We start from the raw sequence: 16935 nt of genomic DNA on the forward strand, positions 1-16935 counted from the left end.
GAAAACCATTGGTCTGGAACTCATTCCTTTACTGGTTCAAAGTAGAGGATGATTACGCCAAAGTCGAATGTTTTTGTTTTTAAGAGTTTAAGGCCGATTTTTTCCGTGATATTTTTGAATAGCGGCAAACCGCTGCCTAAGATAACCGGGTGTACGGCGAGTTGGTATTCATCAATTAAGCCGAGTTGTGTCAGCGCTACTATCAAGCTTGGGCTACCAGCTAAAATGTCCTTACCCGGTTGTTGCCTAAGTTCAAGAATTTCTTCTTCATTAATCTCCCGTTTCAATTCCGAATTTTTCCAGTCAACATTTTCCAGTGTGCGGGAAAAAACAATTTTGGGGATCTGATCCATTTTCACGGCAAACTCATCCATTGCTTTAATGCCCGTAGGATTGGCGACGATATCGCGCCAATATTCCATCAGTTGAAAAGTAGTCCTTCCATATAGAATGAGATCCGCATCACTTAGCAGGTCAGCGTAATGTTGATGTGTTTCCTCATTCGCAATCCCTGCCGTATGGTCGCAAAACCCGTCGACAGTCATGTTGATCGCTGCAATTATTTTTCTCATGTTATCTGATATCTAAATGAACACACATTGAATAATACAAAAATAGATCAACTTCACACCTTGTTGTGAAGCGATATTGAACAATTACAGGGGGCATTTGGGACATGTTTGGTTTCGTCGGCGGTTAAGATCTCTTAGGGGGAGATTTTTAAGGGAACAAAACCTGGGCATGAATATTGATCACACCCAGGCCGTACTGCGAACCAAACAACAACCCTCCAAATGGCTTGCTACTGTCCGCTCAGCTGGGCAACAAAACCTGCATGATCCCAGTCAATGGTAAGGTCAACGATCTGATCATCGGCGTTGAACCGGAATACAAAAATATGCTCACTCTCGAACCGCAACCCTTTTGCCGGGAGGCCCAGGAAGTCTTTTTTCTGTGTGCCAAAGATCAGGACATTACATTCGATGGCTTCGTTCCTGGTAATCATCGCATCCACCGTATTGTCAAGGTCGGGGAAGCAATCCATGAGCAAGCTCCACACTCCTTTCCCGAATTCACGGAATAGTCCCCTTCCGTCCTCGCCCAGCGGAATAAATGATACCATCGCTTCCGGTATGGCAAGGCCTATCATCCGGTCCGCATCCAGGTCCTGGTAGGCCGAGAAGAATGCAATGCAAGTTCCTTTGCGGGTCAATTCCGAGAGGTTTTCTTTTTTAATGGTTTCCATGTTTTCGTTTATTTGACTACCGTATTTTTTCATATTGTTCAGTCAACGTACCTGACCAGCCTTTTTGCGTGATGTTGTTTTTATCAAAAGTAATCTGATGGTCCTGCTTCAGTCCTTTCCGGCTTCCATCCGGTTTCCATGACCAGAACTCATTGGTTTCGGTCAATGTATCGCCGTTGAAGTGATAGCGAACTCCGCCTCCGCCGAGAAAACTTTTAGTCGCTTCATTATAATAGGCATATACAGCAATCGGGTAGGAATACATCTTGATAACGGTCGTATTTTTATAAATGCCTTCTCCAAGCCGCTGCGTCCCCCATTCACCCTGCTTCATTTTCCAGATACCTTCGAGCCGCTTGTCGGCCAATGGCGAATCAGCCTGCAGCCGCGTAAATTTCTCATGGATCGGGTAATCTTTGTACTTATCGGAATTGATCTTGCCGTGCTGCTCAAATGACTGGTCACCAACCTTAAAATCGAATTCAAAAGTTTTTCCAGCGGCCGTCGAATCCCAGGAATAGAAGCTGATATGCTCCACGTATTTTCCATTTGCGATCTCGTATGTGCCTCCCGCGAGGCCGTTGAAGGAAGCGCGGCCCTTTCTGTTGTCGTCGTAATAAGCGACCATCCAAAAGCCGTCCCGCAATACCTTGATGACCGTTAAGGAATCGTCCTTCCCCCAATCTTTCATGTCGCCGAATTTGAAGGCCGACCTGATAAATACGCCGTCAACTTTACTGACCGGCCTGAATGCTGTAAATCCTGCGAAAAAAAGCAGGCAAAATGATACTAATAACTTTTTCATGTCCCTGTAAATGATTGATTTGTGTGATTGCAAAACTACCGGGAGCAAGAGGGATAGTATTGTAAAAAAACGACATTGTACTTAGTCCATCCGAACTTTTGAGGTATCGACATAGTTCGCCAGTTCCTGATTGGACCTGACATATCCCGACGGCGACTTTCCGACAAATTCGGTGAACTCTTTGATAAAGTGGGATTGATCGTAGTAGCCGTAATGATGGACAAGATCATTCCAATCAGCGATATTCCATTTTTTTACGGCCATCCGTGCACATAAGTCGCTTACCCGGGAAATCCTGGCGAAGTATTTCGCGCTGACACCCACTTTCATCAGGAACAACCGCTGAAATTGGCGCTGACAAACACAAAGTTCTTTCATTAAATCTTGGGTCGAGAGCACGCCGTGTCTTTCATGAATCAGATTGGCAATATGATCGGTCCTATCCTGTGCTCGCGGAGACTTGCGAATAAGCGTGATCAGAAACTTTTCGAGGATTTCAATCCGCTGAATATGGCCTGGGCTATCCTGGATGCATTGCAGTAAAGTGTGTGCCTGGCGTCCCAGAATGTTGGTCAGATCAATGCGCTCGTCGTTGAATTCATACATCGGTATGCCTAGAAGCATAAACAATGCCGAAGGTTTGAAAACAATGCCAATCATCCCAAGATCTCCGTTCAGGCGGAGCTGGTACCTTTTTGTTGCCTGGCCTGTCACAAAACTGGCAGGAACGGTGATCTCGCCTTTTTTATCATTATCGACCTTGTAGGCTTCACCGTAGTTAAATACCATCGAAACAAAGCCACTTGGCGGTGACTCTATTTTTGAAATAACGGCGTGATTGATCGAGGTCTCCCATACGTAAAATGTCTCGACGAATGGCTTCAACAAAATGCAGGGCGCTATCTTCTTATAAATCATGGTTCTAATGTTGTAGGGAAACAACATTGAATGTAGAAGATAAAAATATTTACAAGCTATTGAATGTCAAATAATTGAGCCGGCTGCGTATTTTTTGAGTAGATGGTAATTTTTGGCGGGGGCTCAATTTCGTTTGACAGATGTAAGGTTCCATTCATTCAATTGCTTCATCCGATACAATCCACGCGGCTAAATCCTTTCAACTCAGGTTGATTTACTTTAAGGTGATTGGCCAGTTCATCTATTGTCTTTTTACCCCAGGAAGCAGCAGAAATTCGCCGACTGATTTGCTGGCCAATCAGCCAGTAAAGATTGATCAGTGCTGTATTAACGGATTGGATGGCATTTTGTTTAGTACTATACTTTTCATAGTAATTGTATTTAAGTTTGTACGTCCATAGCGGGTCAGATAATTCACCGACTGCATCTAGGTAAATTACTGGGTTTATTCCTTTAAAGAAGTGTCCACTCTTTCCGAGTTTTCTTAAACTATACCATGATGTTCTCAAAATTTCTAACCACCGTTCTAACCTTTTTTATATCCCTGGCAGGCTACCATGATATAGGAGGGGTGATTACCATTGAAACTGAACACAAGCTGGGAGCAGGCAGCCAGCCGGAAATTAGTGTCGATGGCAAAGGCAGGATACATATTGTGTACGGCGTCAAAAATGGGAACGAACGGGATCTGTATTATACATCCTCCAATGACGGTGGAAAGTCGTATGCAGAACCGTTGATGTTAGGCAATTTTTCAAAAATGGGCCTTGGAATGGGTAGGGGGCCGCAAATTACCACTACAAAGGATTACACCGTGGTCACTGTCGGCGATCACTTCGGCAACCTGTATGCCATGCGTCTTTCAAATGCAAAAAATCATTGGTCAAGCCCGGTAAGGGTCAACGATGCCGACACGACCGCACTGGAAGCATTGTCCGGAATCAGCGCTGGCAAGGATAACCTGGTTTATACCGCCTGGCTCGATACAAGGCTGGGGAATAATAATTTATACGGCTCGCTCTCGAAGGATGGAGGGCTAACCTGGGGTAAGAACCAATTGATTTACAAAGGCGAGCAAAAAGGGGTTTGTGATTGCTGCAAACCTTCGGTTGCAATCGATCAGAAGGGGGAGTTATACGTCATGTTTCGAAATAAGCTCGATGGAGCCCGAAATATGTACCTGATCAGCTCAAAAGATAATGGCGAGCATTTTAATAAGCCTCAGAGACTCGGAACGGGCGATTTTATGATTGATGGATGTCCTATGGACGGCGGAGACCTGTCCGTTGATGCAGATGGAAAGGTAACCACTGTATGGAGGCGCCAAATGGATGTGTATGTAGCTGAGCCTTCAAAACCGGAGATTAAATTGGGAAATGGCCGTACGCCTGTTATTCTCCAGACCAAAAAAGGTGTAGCAATCGCCTGGCATCAGGATGGGGTTATTCAATTTCAAAGCCCGGGCGAGCAAAAAACGGTTTCACTTGGAAACGGACAGTATCCCAAGCTTGCATGGAGTCCCGATCGGGGATCAATACTGTGTGTGTATGAGCTTGATGGGCAGATTATGGTGAAGTCTTTCTTATAGAGCTCATTGGCTGCCGAGCTTGTTAACGCTCCGCGGTTTGGGTAAATAAATAAAAAGCTCGGAAAGCTGGGTGCCATGGCATAAATTTATTACGATTTCGATTATACGGGTATTATCCCGGGCATATAACCGTTACGCATCAATGATGGAGACAGCATCTGACCTATTATCGGCATCACCTCTGTACCAAACCGCCGTTCTGGATTTTTGGAAAGACTATCATGAAAAGACCGCTCTGATGGAAGGTCTGCAGCTGTCTGTTCAAGCCCATCCGGCTTTGCAATTTGGTAACCATTATTGGAGATCAATATCTGAAAACGGCATTGAATTCAGCACACCAAATGCAGGGATCAACCATTTTAATGACGTGATCGCCTGGTCGCGCATCTTCAATGGGACAGAAGTGTTGTGCGCAATCAACCTGCACCCTCACAAGCAAGCAGTCGTATATGTAACCATTGATGAGCACCTACATGGTACCGGTTCCAAAATGAAGCTTTTGTATGGCTCAGGGTCAGTCCCGGAAGAGTTGAATGTGGAAGATAGAAATGGAAAATCCATTCGGCTAACCTTGCCTACACGGGCGTTGGTCATTTACGGTTGATACCGGTGAGGTTAATGTAGCGTTAGTTCAAATATGGACAAAACAATTTATCAATTTGGATTCCTGGCAATTGGGTTGATCCTTCTTGGGATAGCTATCACCCGATATGCTTTATGGCGTTACCAAAACCAATATCGCAGCGATGTTAAAACCGGTTTGCAGCAGCCTACCTATTTTGGAAATTCGTTATTGACAGAAACGGACATTCAGACATTGCCGGAGCCCGTCAAAAGATACCTCCGATTCAGCGGTTCATTGGGTAAACCCAAAGTCAACAATTTCAAGATAGAATTCACTGGCAAAATCCGCAAGGACGAGCAAGCGGAATGGATGCCATTTACTTCCCAGCAGTATAACTTCATGCAAACCCCGACCCGGCTGTTTTTTATGAAAGCTTCCATGAAGAGGCTTCCTGTTGCTGGTTATCACAGCTTTCGGAATGGGGTTGCATTCATGGACATTAGGTTATTCTCACTTTTCAGGGTACAATATCAACAAGGGCCTGAGATGGATTTGTCGGAGACGGTTACCTTTTTCAATGATATGTGTTGTCTGGCGCCTGCAACGCTGATCGACAAGCGCATCAAATGGCTGGAAGTGCAAGGCAATCAGGTGAAAGCTTCCTTTACAAACAATCACATCACTATTTCGGCCTGGCTATATTTCAATGATGACGGGGCACTCAGCAATTTTATCTCGCAAGACCGCTTTTCGGCCGATGCAGGTAAACAATTACCATGGGCAACACCGCTGAAAGACTATCAGCAAATAAATGGATATAAGCTGATGCGAAATGCGCAGACCATTTACACCTATCCAGACCGGGACCTTACCTACGGCACATTCGAACTTGTGGGTGTAGCATATAACTGCTAGGCAGCCCCGGGTGGAGGCCAGGTTGTCATTTTTGCGTCAAAATAAGTAGCAGCAAGTTAAGGCTTCGGAACCCCGTTATTTCGCCGATATAAATTTCAATGCATACGAATTCATGCAATAGCGTTTGCCGGTGGGCTTGGGGCCGTCGTCGAAAACGTGTCCCAGGTGCAAGCCTGTTTTGCTTTCCACTACCTCATCGCGGACCATTCCCAGTGTATTGTCCGTTACCACTTTCACCGCTTTTTCATTGTAAGGTTTGTAAAAGCTCGGCCAGCCTGTGCCCGACTCAAACTTTGTGTCTGAGGTGAATAAAGTATCCCCCGTTGCCGCACTTACGTAATACCCTTTTTTGTGATTATCCCAATAAGGGTTTTGATAGGGCCGCTCAGTACCTTTTTTAACCATAATGGCATAGGCTTCCTTGGATAGCTGTTTCTGCCATTCCTGGTCTGTTTTTGAGACAGGGTACTTTGTTTTTTCAACTGCCTTTTTTTGCTGGTCCTGGCTGCACGCTATGGTTGCGAATAGCACGGTAAGTGAGAAAATAATCGGTAAGACTTTCATAATGTTGCTGATTAAAGTGTTTGTTTTAAATCTGTATGGAAATAGCATTTTATAGCCCTGAATAGTAATCGTAGCCATGCCGGGCCCAATAATCCCCTGGGCGCTTGTCGCTGAACGAAATGGTCCCGATCCTTTTTAGGTTTTTGATGCCATACTTGACCGGAATGATCAGACGGAGCGGTGCACCATGGTCCAGCGTCAGTGGCTCGCCGTTCATTTCGTAGGCGAGGATGGTTTGAGGATGCATTGCACTGGGCATATCCAGTCCAACATAATATTTTGAATTGGGTGTTTTCATGCCAACATACTGCATTTTCGACTGGTTTTCGAGGTGGTAGTAAGAAACAAAATCAATAAACCGCACCCCGGCCCAATGCTGTATCTGGTCCCAGCCTTCCACACATTTGAAATCGAAAATGATTTCGGTTTTAGGCAGCGCCTTAATATCCGCCATTCTTAGTTTGAGGATGTCCTTGTCGCCTTTTATTACTGAAAGCTCCCATTCTTCCGGATTGAAACCATCCTTTTCCAGGCCAATCTGACTGTTTACCCGCACATTTTTCGCAGCCCACGATTTCGGGTAAGTTTTGACGAGATGGTTATTGCTGAAAAAATTCCTGAAAAACACCTCGGTTTTATTCATGGCTTTGCGTAGAGGCAGGCGTGCACGAGCAGTAATGCCCATTTCCTCTTTTTCGGAATTGTACAGCCATTTCCAGCCTCCGAATGCAGCTGCCGAGAAGACGGCAAAAGTGCCGAAGGAGATGAAATTTCGTCTTTTTATCTTTTGCTCGATGGTGCTATTTTTCTGGCTCATTGGGATCAACTTTAAGATTGGGTTCTTCTGGCAGTGGTTGGAACTCCGGCACGGCTGAAACTTCTAAAACCTCAAATCCGGCAATGACCGATCGAAAGTTGTTCCATCCGGCCAGGATCACCTGTACTACATGCACGACAAAAAACAGCATGTAGCCCATCGTCAGCGCGAAGTGTAAGATTCTCGCAAAATGATACCCGCCGCAAAGCCAGGTTATCCAGTAAAACTGCGCGGGTTTGTAAATCGCAAGACCGGTAACAAGCGACCCAAATCCCATGATGATGATGGAAGTATATGCAATTCGTTGCGCAGCATTGTATTTGTTTTGCGGCGGCGTAGTTTTCCTGATATGCAGATCGTGCAGAACAACCAACCAGGCTTCTTTGAAAGACGATTTTTTAGGAATAAGCTCGCGCCATGCTCCTGATATGATTGTGTAAAGGATATACAGAAAACCGTTGACGGCAAAGAACCACATAAAAAGAAAGTGGAAAGCCATTCCTTCCGCCAGCCGCCTGCGCAGATTGAAAAATTCGTAAAATTTAGCAGGAAAGAACTTGATCAAAGTGTACCCGAAAATGCTGATCGTATAAACGCCGGTTGCCCAGTAAATGAGCAGGCCGCTCCATATCATGATCGCCAGGACCGGAAAATTCACCCAATGCGTCCACCGCATCGCAAAAGCATGTTTCTCTTTGATGACTTTCATAGCAAATTCCAATAATCGACGTGAGAAGCGAGGATATACACCGGCTTTTCCGCGTTTTCTTTCTGAATTCGGGCAGCCAGTTTATCGGCAGACGGGCAGCTCGCACAACCTTCCGAGGTGAACCATTCTACGACGGCAAAAACAGGATTGACTTCACTACTATTGGTGGATTTGTATGTACTGCTGTCCGGGTTAGAGGCCGCGAAGAACAGACCGAGGCCCAATATGAAAAATGAAACTGCAAGTGTTTTCATCGTTATGAAGTTTTAATAATAAATATACGAAATGATCCTGTGGCCAGATTAGTATCCGGAAATTGGTTGCAGCAAGTTCAATTTGGTTCACTCAAAAGCGCTGATCCGAACAGGTGGTTAAATTGCTGACAATGGATCAATGCATATTTATATTCGGCAAAATGAGGCGTCCCGTTTATTTCGTAAACCTGTGTTCCCCGCGTAGATTTTAATGAACCCAGGTCGATAAAATCCTTTGGCGTGGCCTGCTTCGACAAATACACGTGCAGGTCAGGGCCATTATTGGTACTGAATTGGTCGAGGACCAGGCTATATTTTCCGTCAGCAGTAATGATCTTCGCCGTACCTGACACAGTTTCTCCACCTATTCCCGTAAAGCTTCCCTTCACATTAACGACAGCCAAACTGTCTACCGTTTCCATCAAAGGCTCGACCGGCGTGTTTTCTTCTCTTTTGCAACCGACAAAAGTCAACCCGAGTACTAAAACTAAAATGATATTTTTCATGCTTTCAGATTTTTTAGTTTGAACATTAAAACGAATAAGAAACACCCGCGCCAAAATTGTTGGCCTTGTTCCTGAACCGGTCAATTACAGTACCGTCAGCGGCAGTTTGCCTCACACTTCCGGTCGCGTATTCGGTGAACAAAAACTGGTAGATTGCCCTGACGCCCCATTTGTCATTGATCTGATATTTGAGAAAAAACTCGGAATTCAATGATCCCTGGTCATGGTCGCCCGTTAGTAAGAGATTGAATGCGGTTGGTTTTGAGGCAGCATCGGTGCTGGTCCGGCCATTGCTTTGAAAAACGGAGGAAGACTTCTGCCCAAATGTCGCCCCGATCAGATCAATATTAAACCCTGCACTGAACTTCGGGCTGAATCGGTAGCCCAGGTTAATGGTTACATTCAATGCATTGACGAATGGGCGTTGAACGGTCAGGGTATCCCAGTTTTCGGTTTTTTGCCCGGCAAAGAAAATCAAAAATGGTGTTGTAAATGAGCGGGTAAGCCTGGCTGGGCCGGCAGTAGTGTAAGTGAGCTTTGTACCCGCAACGCTTGTCAACCGAAGGCCTAGGCCAGCTTCGATTTTTCTCTTTTTGCCAATGCGCCAATTGTAAACATAGGACAAAGCCCCGGAACCCTGCGAGCTGCCAATCGTTCCGGCGAGATCGATAAACTGGTTTGCTTTGGCAGGTTCAATTTGCTGGGCGTGCAAGGTCATTGGGCCAGCAAGCAAACAGAAAAGGCAGGCGATGCTTGTTTTCATACTGATTGATGAAATGATGATTGAATCAGTTTTTGAATATTCCGGCCTTTTGGCCTTTTAGGTTTTTGTGACGTTGCAGCTTATGGTTTGTTTTTGATATCTATCCAATTCTTATCCGCCTTCTCAATGTACCGCGGCATATCCTTGCTCCACATCTCCTGCACTTTCTTGTTGTAATTGAAATAAAGCTTGTTGTCTTTTACCGTCCAGGTATCGGTTTCGGTGGGTGCTTTGTGGCCGTCGGCGGTTCCGTAGGCGCAGTAGCCGCCGTATTGGGGGGCATATTTTTCAGGGTTTTTTTTGAACATATCCATGTTGGCCTCGTTTTCAAAAAGCCAGTTGGTGTCTTTCCAGCGGTAGGTGAATGTTTCGCTGCCTTTCAGGGCTTTTGCCTCGGTGTGGAATGCGACGACGTCGTATCCCTTGATCGCCATGCCTTCCTTTTCGAAGATCTCTGATTTTTGCGCAAATGCTGCCGCAGCCGTAAAAAAGAAGAACAGCGATACTAAAATTGAATTTTTCATAAGAATGTTTTGGAAAAAGTGGAATGTTTTATTAAGATAATTTGATCCAGTTGGCGTCTGCTTTCTTTATTAGCCCCGGCTCGGCGTATTGATAATCGTCAGAAATAGAATTATAATGACCCTGTGCATGGTATTGGGACATTTTGGTTATTTGTTTTCAGAAAGCGGGACCGATAGGTTGAGCTCAAAGTCGAGCTTCACTTTGTCGGACATCCCGAGCGTGTTTCCACCGAATTTCCAGTCCTTCCGGTTGATTTCGACCATTCCTTTGATGGCAGCATAGCGCCCCGTTTTCGTAAATGTGAAAGGGATGGTCACTTTTTTGGTAACCGTTTTGAGCGTCAGATCAAATGTTCCGGTGTATCCCGCAGCTGTTTTCTCAATTTTAGTAGACTTCATCGCAATCCTGGGATATTTGGCGACCTCGAAAAACTGGTCTTTTTCTTTTAAATGGCGGTCTCTCAGGCTGTTGTTGGTGGAAAGGGTAGCCGCATCCACAGTTCCCGAAATACTGGCCGCTTCTGGATGGGTGGGGTCAAAAACGATAGTCCCTTTAAAACCTTTGAAGGTTCCGTCCACATCAGCCCCAAACATGCTGGCCTGAAAGGCCGTGTTGGCCGTTTGCACGTTCCATGTTTGCGCCTTCAGCAGGATTGGGGCGACGATGCAGGCGGTAAGCAACAAGTACTTTATCATAGGTTAGGTCAATTCGTTTATGTTACACTTTAAATACCGATGGAAACATCTTGTAATTTCATAGCTTCAAAGTATGTTTTGACTTGCGCTCTCTTAATCCTTTACTTCAAAGGATATGCCTTTAAAGTGAAGTTGATTGAAAAGGGCATTACGGAGCCGGTTTCGCAATATTTACGGATTTTCCGGTGCTGTGCCAGGAAGCCAGAATTACGATATTTCGTAACCTTCCTGCTGTTTCGTAACAAAAGCCGCTATGCCGCGGGTTGATGCAGAGGTCGATGGAGAGTTGAAATGGCAGCAATGCGCGCCTTAATCAGCGATATTTGCAATAAGTCAGTTTAACACAGGGTTAGGAACAGATATTGAGGTAGTTATTGTATACTAAGATGAGTGACCGATCAGGATTCTGGGATTTTATGAAAATTTGTAACAGGCTGTTTTTAATATTACTCTTCATTGCGCCGGGCTTTTGTAGGGCCGTTGTTGCGCAGGGTGTTGGAACGCCAATAATCCAGCATTTTAGCCCGAAGCAGTATAACGGGCATCCTGAGAATTGGGCGATCGTGCAGGATAAGCGAGGGATCCTTTATGTGGGGAACCAAAGTGGCGTATTGGAATATGACGGAAGCAAATGGAAGCTGATCGAAGTACCGGGGACGGCAGTTAAGGCAATCGGCGTCGGTAAAGATGGGATCGTATATGTGGGTACGTCCACGGATTTTGGATATTTGCAGACCAGGCCGGGCGGACAAATCCAGTACATGTCGCTCAGTCAGAAATTATCCGTGGCGGAACGCAACATTTTGCCTGTCAGTCGTTTATTCAGCGATTCAACTGGGATTTATTTTTGTACATCCCAAAAAATATACCGTTACAGAGGGAAGAATGATTTCAGGATATGGACGGCCCGGGACCAGTTTCTGACCGCGAATTTTATCCGAAATACCTTGTATGTGCAGGAGTCTGGGGGCAAGCTCATGCAACTGGTTTCCGATCAGCTCAAACCGGCACCCGGCGGTGAGCAGTTTGTGAACCTCAGAATTCAGGCAGTGCTTGAATATTCAGATGGCCGGTTGCTGACTTTAACCGCGAAAAACGGACTGTTTGTTTATTCGCCCCAAAAACCTGCTTCCAGCCTGCAGCCATTAAAAACGGCATCGGACGACTGGCTCAAAACTTCGGGGATAACCAGTGCCATTTGCTCCTACAATGCCGAGTCGAAATCATACCTGTTTTTCATTGCGAGCCAGTTTGGCGGGATCCGTATCCTCAATGAGCATGGGGCTGTACAAATGCAGCTGGACGCGTCGACGGGATTTAACCAGAATAGCATCGCATCCCTATACCTGGACAAGCAGCTATCCCTTTGGGCGATGACCGGCAGCGGGATCTGCCAGATCGGCTATAACCTGCCGGTCAGTAAGTTTGGGTATAGCAAGAATATCAATTCGACGGTCTGGAGCATTGTCCGCCATGAAGGTCGCCTATATGTCGGTACCGGGATCGGATTGCTGGGCTGGAACGATTCGAGGGATTCTTTCGAGCCCGTGGCCGCCATTACTTCTGCTTGCCGGACTCTGCTTTCGGATGGCAAAGACCTTTATGCAGGTACATCGGAGCGTATTTTCAGGATACGCGACAACAAAGTGATTCAGGTACTATCCACCGGCGGAGAGTCTGTTTATGGGTTGTTAAGGCCAAAATCTCAAAGAGACCTGCTCTTTGCCGCGCTTTCAAATGGGGTATTTTTATATGGAATGAAAAACGGTTCCTGGCAGGAAGTAGGCAGCATAAAAGGGCTGGCTGCCGACTGCCGGTCATTGGCGGAAGATCCGGATGGCACGATTTGGGCAGGCACGAACAAAAACGGCTTTTTCAGGATTGATCTAAAAAATGCCCCGAAAACGGATCTGTCTCACATCCGCATTGGTGCGGGGCTGAATGACCTTTCATGGAACTACGTTTTCCCGACCGCGGGCGCGCCCCGGTTTACCTCCAAAAAGCATCTCTACGAATTCAATCGCGACAGCAAGAAGTTTGTAGAAATAGCCCGTTTTCAAAATCTGCTCCGCGACTCGGTGAACAGTGCACCTTACTTTGTGGAAGACAGCGCGCGAAACTGGTGGTTTGCAAGCCCGCTGGGCGTTTTGAGGCAGATGCCCGGTGGGGAAACGGAGTGGGACAGCCTGAGCCTGATGCCGATCCAGCGGACTGGCTACTGCATTTATCCTGAAAAAACGGGGATTGTGTGGGTTGGAAATGACGAGGGCCTATACCGGTATGACGGTATACAGATGGCGATGCACCCTTCTTATCCAGTCCTGATCCGGGAAGTTCGTTTGCTCCTAAACGATTCACTCCTCAATATTTCGGGTCAAAAACTGAATCAGGCGAATGTGCTGAAAACGCCGTTGCCCTACAATTTGCGTGACATTTCTTTCCGGTTTGCGGCAACCAGTTATGTGGGTGAAACCGGAAACGAGTTTCGATACATGCTCATCGGGGACGGCGTTATGCCCACGGACCTTGTCTGGTCGCGATGGTCGAAGGAAAGCTGGAAGGATTACACCAATCTGCCGCCGGGACATTATGTTTTCCATGTCATGGCCCGAAACCCATACCGCGAGCTGAGCCAGGAAAGCAGCTTTGCATTCGATATTCTGGACCCTTGGTTTCGCACCTGGTGGGCGTATCTGTTGTATGTAATTGGAGCGATTATAGTGGTTTGCATACTGATCTGGTGGTATACCAGGCGTTTGAGTAACGAAAAGGCCAAACTCGAAAACCTGGTGGATAGCAGGACGGCCGAGGTGGTCATGCAAAAAGAAGAGCTGATAGAACAGGCTGCCCGCCTGCAGCTGGCGAAGGAAACCGCAGAAAAGGCCAATCATGCCAAAAGTGAGTTTCTAGCGAATATGAGCCATGAATTGAGGACACCGTTGAACGGGATCCTGGGTTTTGCACAGGTACTTCAGCGTGAACCAACGTTAAATCCAAATCAGGAAAAGGGGCTTACCATTATCCGAAAAAGCGGTGAACATTTGCTGAACCTGATCAATGAGGTCCTGGATATTTCGAAAATAGAGGCCCAACGACTTGAAATTCAAAGCAAGGTGTTCAGTCTCACGGGATTGCTGCATGATACGACCAGCCTGTTCCAATCGAGGGCGGAAGAAAGAGGGCTTTCATTTCAATTGATCATGGCCGGTGACCTGCCCGAAATGGTAGCGAGTGATGAAAAGCGCATTACCCAGGTACTGAACAATTTGCTTGGTAATGCGGTCAAATTCACGGAAACAGGAGGGGTGATCTTTAGGGTTACCGGCGAAAAACTGAACGCTGATTTTTATAAGACGAAATTCGAAGTGGAGGATACAGGTATCGGTATTTCCGAGGAATATTTGGGTGAAATTTTTCTTCCTTTCCACCAGATAAGGGACCGGCGGCTGTTTTCGGAAGGTACCGGCCTCGGGCTGGCAATCGCAAATAATCTGGTGGGCTTAATGAATGGCACACTGGATGTGACCAGCAAGATAGGGCACGGTAGTGTCTTCACTTTGGGGCTGGTGTTCAGGCAGGTAGCGGAAGAGTCCGAAATGGCATTGTCGGAACGGGACATTATAGGATATGCAGGGGCCCGAAAAACGGTACTGATTGTGGATGATCATGCCGAAAACCGGATGGTCGTGCATGAATTGCTGGCGTCGCTGGGGTTCCTTGTGCTGGAAGCTTCCGACGGGAAGGATGCGGTGGAACTTGCAGTTACATCTGTTCCCGATCTGGTGATCATGGACCTGGTCATGCCGCGTCTGAATGGTTTCGAGGCGGTTTCCCAAATGAAGGGAAATCAGGCATTGGCCAATACAAAGATGATCGCCTTTTCGGCCAATGTTTTTGAGCCTAACCAAAAACGGAGCCTGAATGAAGGGTTCGACGATTTTCTGTCCAAACCCATCGATGTAGCTGCATTGCTTTGTTCGATCGGAAAGCTGCTGAGCCTGGAATGGACTTATGCGAATCTGCAAACGCCCGTTTCCGCGACGCAAACGGACGATTTTCAGGAGTCAGCCATGCAACTGCCGCCGAATGCAGCATTGGAAATTCTTAGGGAATTTGCCATGCAAGGCGACATTCAGGGGATTTTGGATTCGTTGAATCAAATAGAATCGGAGTATCCTGAGCGTTTTGCTTTTGTAAAATTGATGCGTAAGTGGGCGGGGGAATTTGATATGAGGAGGATCAGGGAGTATTTAGATAAGGTTTCAACAGAGGCCGGGCATGCTGATAGGGCGCTGTGATTTTAGTAAACATATTTGCCAAATATAAATGTTAAAGCTATGGATGCCGGGATAGCACTTCCTCTGGTTGACAAAGAATATCAGCTGGAAAAATTTCCGGGCAAAGGAGGCTGGACGTACGCTCAAATCCCAGAGATCATGCAGGACAAGCAATCTTATTTTGGCTGGGTGAGGGTCCGCGGGTCGATTGACGGATTTGAATTTAAGAATTATCACTTGATGCCGATGGGCAACGGTAAATTATTTCTGCCCGTTAAAGCCGAGATCAGGAAAGCGATTAAAAAGCAGGCTGGCGACTCTGTCTATGTAATTTTGTTCCCAGATAACTTCCCGACCGAAATTCCGGAGGAGTTCAGAATCTGCCTGGAAAGTGAATGGAATGCATTGGAAACTTTTTGCGGATTTTCCGATGGAGAACAAAAAAGGATGATCGACTGGATCTATTCCGCTAAGACCGATGAAACAAAGGTCCGGCGCATATCACAAACGCTGGACACAATTAAGAAGCGGGGAAACAAAAGCAAATAGGACGGCTGTTTATTAATATGAAACATTCTCAGTTCTTCGTAAATGTTCCAACACCGCACTCCGGATCAGGTCCGGCCTTCTCCACGGTATAAAATGGTTCATTTCAGGAATCATCTGTACACTGACCGGCACGTTAACGAGCATTTTCTTTGCAAATGCAGCATTACCTGGTGGTACAAGGTCGTCGACCTCACCCTGGATCACAGTTACCGGAATGCGAATGCTTTTCCAAAACGGCAGCATCTGAATTAATTCGCCTTTGAGCGGGCGAATTTCATGATTACTTACATCCAGGTCGACAGGAATAAGGTACCTCATTGGAAATGAACCTATAATCGGACGAAACCATTCTTTCTTTTCAAGGTCCGGGTCGATGGAACCGGCTACCAGAATCAGCGTACTTACCTGTGCAGGGAAATCCATTGCAACCCTGGCAATGACCGGGCCTCCGAGCGAGTGGCCGACCAATATAGCTTTGGAACTGAGTCCGTTCGCTTTTATAACTGCTGCAACTGCCAGGGCTTGCATATGCATCGAGGGTTCCACTTTTCCCAGCCCTGATTTGCCGAAACCCAGCCGGTCAACGGAGATCAAATGCGCATGGTTATAGAGTGTGGAGTCTTTGAAAAAGTCTATAAAGGCAGTCCATGAGCCGGGAGAGCCATGTACGAAAACAACCAGAGGGAGTGAATCATCACCAATCTCGGCATAGTGGATTTTCCTGCCGTCGGCCTCAATGGTACGCAAGGAAGGTTTTACCGGTGAATCCTTAAAGTATTCGGCGATCTCCTGATCGGTTTTTCTAAACGATATACAACTTGTTAAGAATAGGAGCAGGAAAGGGGAAATCACCGAGCCCCATGATGCTGTTTTTTTGAGCTTACTGATGGTTGATGTCATGATTTGGTACAAAACAATTCCGTGGTCATGTCAGATCGCTCTGGATCTGCAATAGGTAAATCATGATGAATAACACTCTAAACATCTTGTTTTATCTCAAAAGAGAGCAATAGCCGTGAAAAACATGTTGTCGGGCGAGTTTAAAGCTGATGAATCGAGAATGTTAACGGATGGAAAAGGAGAAAATCAACCATCCGACTCGAACGATACGGCAGTGGGTAAAGCGAACAACAGACGGGTAGAATTTACAAAACTTTGAAAGACTTGCTGCTCGAATGTGGCTGACTTGTTTCTGTGGATAAAGTCATCTTAACGCGAAACCAACATCGAATTTAAATT

Annotated in this window: 19 protein-coding genes and 1 pseudogene; 6 read left to right on the forward strand and 14 right to left on the reverse strand. The window is 46.3% G+C overall.

Features of this window, described 5'->3' with window-relative positions; all coding sequences use genetic code 11:
• Positions 1-20: 20 nt before the first annotated feature.
• The 5 genes from ABIO93_RS20425 to ABIO93_RS20445 form a co-directional block, all read right to left on the reverse strand.
• Positions 21-572: a dihydrofolate reductase family protein gene (locus ABIO93_RS20425; protein WP_348071053.1), complete on the reverse strand. Its 552-nt coding sequence runs from the start codon at positions 570-572 to the stop codon at positions 21-23.
• Positions 573-802: 230 nt separating this feature from the next.
• The gene (locus ABIO93_RS20430; protein ID WP_348071055.1) at positions 803-1246 is read right to left on the reverse strand and encodes an ester cyclase; all 444 of its coding nucleotides are present in this window, start codon (positions 1244-1246) and stop codon (positions 803-805) included.
• A gap of 16 nt (positions 1247-1262) precedes the next feature.
• Positions 1263-2051 (reverse strand): hypothetical protein, encoded by a 789-nt coding sequence (locus ABIO93_RS20435; protein ID WP_348071057.1) that lies wholly within the window; start codon positions 2049-2051, stop codon positions 1263-1265.
• Positions 2052-2132: 81 nt separating this feature from the next.
• Positions 2133-2969: an AraC family transcriptional regulator gene (locus ABIO93_RS20440; RefSeq protein WP_348071059.1), complete on the reverse strand. Its 837-nt coding sequence runs from the start codon at positions 2967-2969 to the stop codon at positions 2133-2135.
• Positions 2970-3136: 167 nt separating this feature from the next.
• Entirely contained in the window at positions 3137-3478 is a 342-nt protein-coding gene (locus ABIO93_RS20445) for a DUF1016 N-terminal domain-containing protein (RefSeq protein WP_348071061.1), read from the reverse strand.
• On the opposite strand from ABIO93_RS20445, the gene ABIO93_RS20450 reads away from it, so the two are divergent.
• From ABIO93_RS20450 to ABIO93_RS20460, 3 genes are all read left to right on the forward strand, one after another.
• Positions 3466-4557, forward strand: coding sequence for an exo-alpha-sialidase (locus tag ABIO93_RS20450; protein WP_348071063.1), 1092 nt, complete (start codon positions 3466-3468; stop codon positions 4555-4557). The genes ABIO93_RS20445 and ABIO93_RS20450 overlap by 13 nt on opposite strands.
• Positions 4558-4699: 142 nt before the next feature.
• A complete protein-coding gene (locus ABIO93_RS20455) occupies positions 4700-5161 on the forward strand; it encodes an alpha amylase C-terminal domain-containing protein (protein WP_348071065.1) in 462 nt (153 codons plus the stop codon).
• A gap of 33 nt (positions 5162-5194) precedes the next feature.
• Positions 5195-6037: a DUF6544 family protein gene (locus tag ABIO93_RS20460; RefSeq protein ID WP_348071067.1), complete on the forward strand. Its 843-nt coding sequence runs from the start codon at positions 5195-5197 to the stop codon at positions 6035-6037.
• A 75-nt stretch (positions 6038-6112) separates the two neighbouring features.
• Here ABIO93_RS20460 and msrB read toward each other — a convergent pair whose 3' ends face one another.
• From msrB to ABIO93_RS20500, 8 genes are all read right to left on the reverse strand, one after another.
• Positions 6113-6601, reverse strand: coding sequence for a peptide-methionine (R)-S-oxide reductase MsrB (msrB, locus tag ABIO93_RS20465; RefSeq protein ID WP_348071069.1), 489 nt, complete (start codon positions 6599-6601; stop codon positions 6113-6115).
• A 49-nt stretch (positions 6602-6650) separates the two neighbouring features.
• Positions 6651-7418, reverse strand: coding sequence for a molybdopterin-dependent oxidoreductase (locus ABIO93_RS20470; protein ID WP_348071071.1), 768 nt, complete (start codon positions 7416-7418; stop codon positions 6651-6653).
• On the reverse strand, positions 7402-8127 hold the full coding sequence (locus ABIO93_RS20475) for a cytochrome b/b6 domain-containing protein (protein ID WP_348071073.1): 726 nt from the start codon (positions 8125-8127) through the stop codon (positions 7402-7404). The genes ABIO93_RS20470 and ABIO93_RS20475 overlap by 17 nt, the downstream gene beginning before the upstream one ends.
• Positions 8124-8381 (reverse strand): DUF1223 domain-containing protein, encoded by a 258-nt coding sequence (locus tag ABIO93_RS20480; RefSeq protein WP_348071075.1) that lies wholly within the window; start codon positions 8379-8381, stop codon positions 8124-8126. Before ABIO93_RS20480 ends, ABIO93_RS20475 begins: the two co-directional genes overlap by 4 nt.
• Before the next feature lie 77 nt (positions 8382-8458).
• On the reverse strand, positions 8459-8887 hold the full coding sequence (locus ABIO93_RS20485; RefSeq protein ID WP_348071077.1) for a DM13 domain-containing protein: 429 nt from the start codon (positions 8885-8887) through the stop codon (positions 8459-8461).
• 25 nt (positions 8888-8912) lie between these two features.
• Positions 8913-9650 carry a hypothetical protein gene (locus ABIO93_RS20490; protein ID WP_348071079.1) on the reverse strand — a complete coding sequence of 246 codons (738 nt, stop codon included), beginning with the start codon at positions 9648-9650 and terminating at the stop codon, positions 8913-8915.
• Positions 9651-9730: 80 nt separating this feature from the next.
• Entirely contained in the window at positions 9731-10174 is a 444-nt protein-coding gene (locus ABIO93_RS20495; protein ID WP_348071081.1) for a YHS domain-containing (seleno)protein, read from the reverse strand.
• Positions 10175-10321: 147 nt separating this feature from the next.
• Positions 10322-10870, reverse strand: a complete 549-nt coding sequence (locus ABIO93_RS20500; RefSeq protein WP_348071083.1) for a YceI family protein — start codon at positions 10868-10870, stop codon at positions 10322-10324.
• Positions 10871-11286: 416 nt separating this feature from the next.
• Here ABIO93_RS20500 and ABIO93_RS20505 point away from each other — a divergent pair, with 416 nt between their 5' ends.
• Complete coding sequence (locus tag ABIO93_RS20505) at positions 11287-15168, forward strand: response regulator (RefSeq protein WP_348071085.1); 3882 nt, start codon at positions 11287-11289, stop codon at positions 15166-15168.
• A 39-nt stretch (positions 15169-15207) separates the two neighbouring features.
• Complete coding sequence (locus ABIO93_RS20510; protein ID WP_348071087.1) at positions 15208-15696, forward strand: YdeI/OmpD-associated family protein; 489 nt, start codon at positions 15208-15210, stop codon at positions 15694-15696.
• A gap of 12 nt (positions 15697-15708) precedes the next feature.
• Here the strand turns inward: ABIO93_RS20510 and ABIO93_RS20515 are convergent, their stop codons facing one another.
• Positions 15709-16596, reverse strand: coding sequence for an alpha/beta hydrolase (locus ABIO93_RS20515; RefSeq protein WP_348071089.1), 888 nt, complete (start codon positions 16594-16596; stop codon positions 15709-15711).
• Between the two features lie 97 nt (positions 16597-16693).
• On the opposite strand from ABIO93_RS20515, the pseudogene ABIO93_RS20520 reads away from it, so the two are divergent.
• A pseudogene (locus tag ABIO93_RS20520) lies at positions 16694-16855 on the forward strand (OmpA family protein); the annotation flags it as partial.
• Between the last annotated feature and the right edge of the window lie 80 nt (positions 16856-16935).

The organism is Dyadobacter sp. (assembly GCF_039919315.1).
Lineage (GTDB): Bacteria > Bacteroidota > Bacteroidia > Cytophagales > Spirosomataceae > Dyadobacter.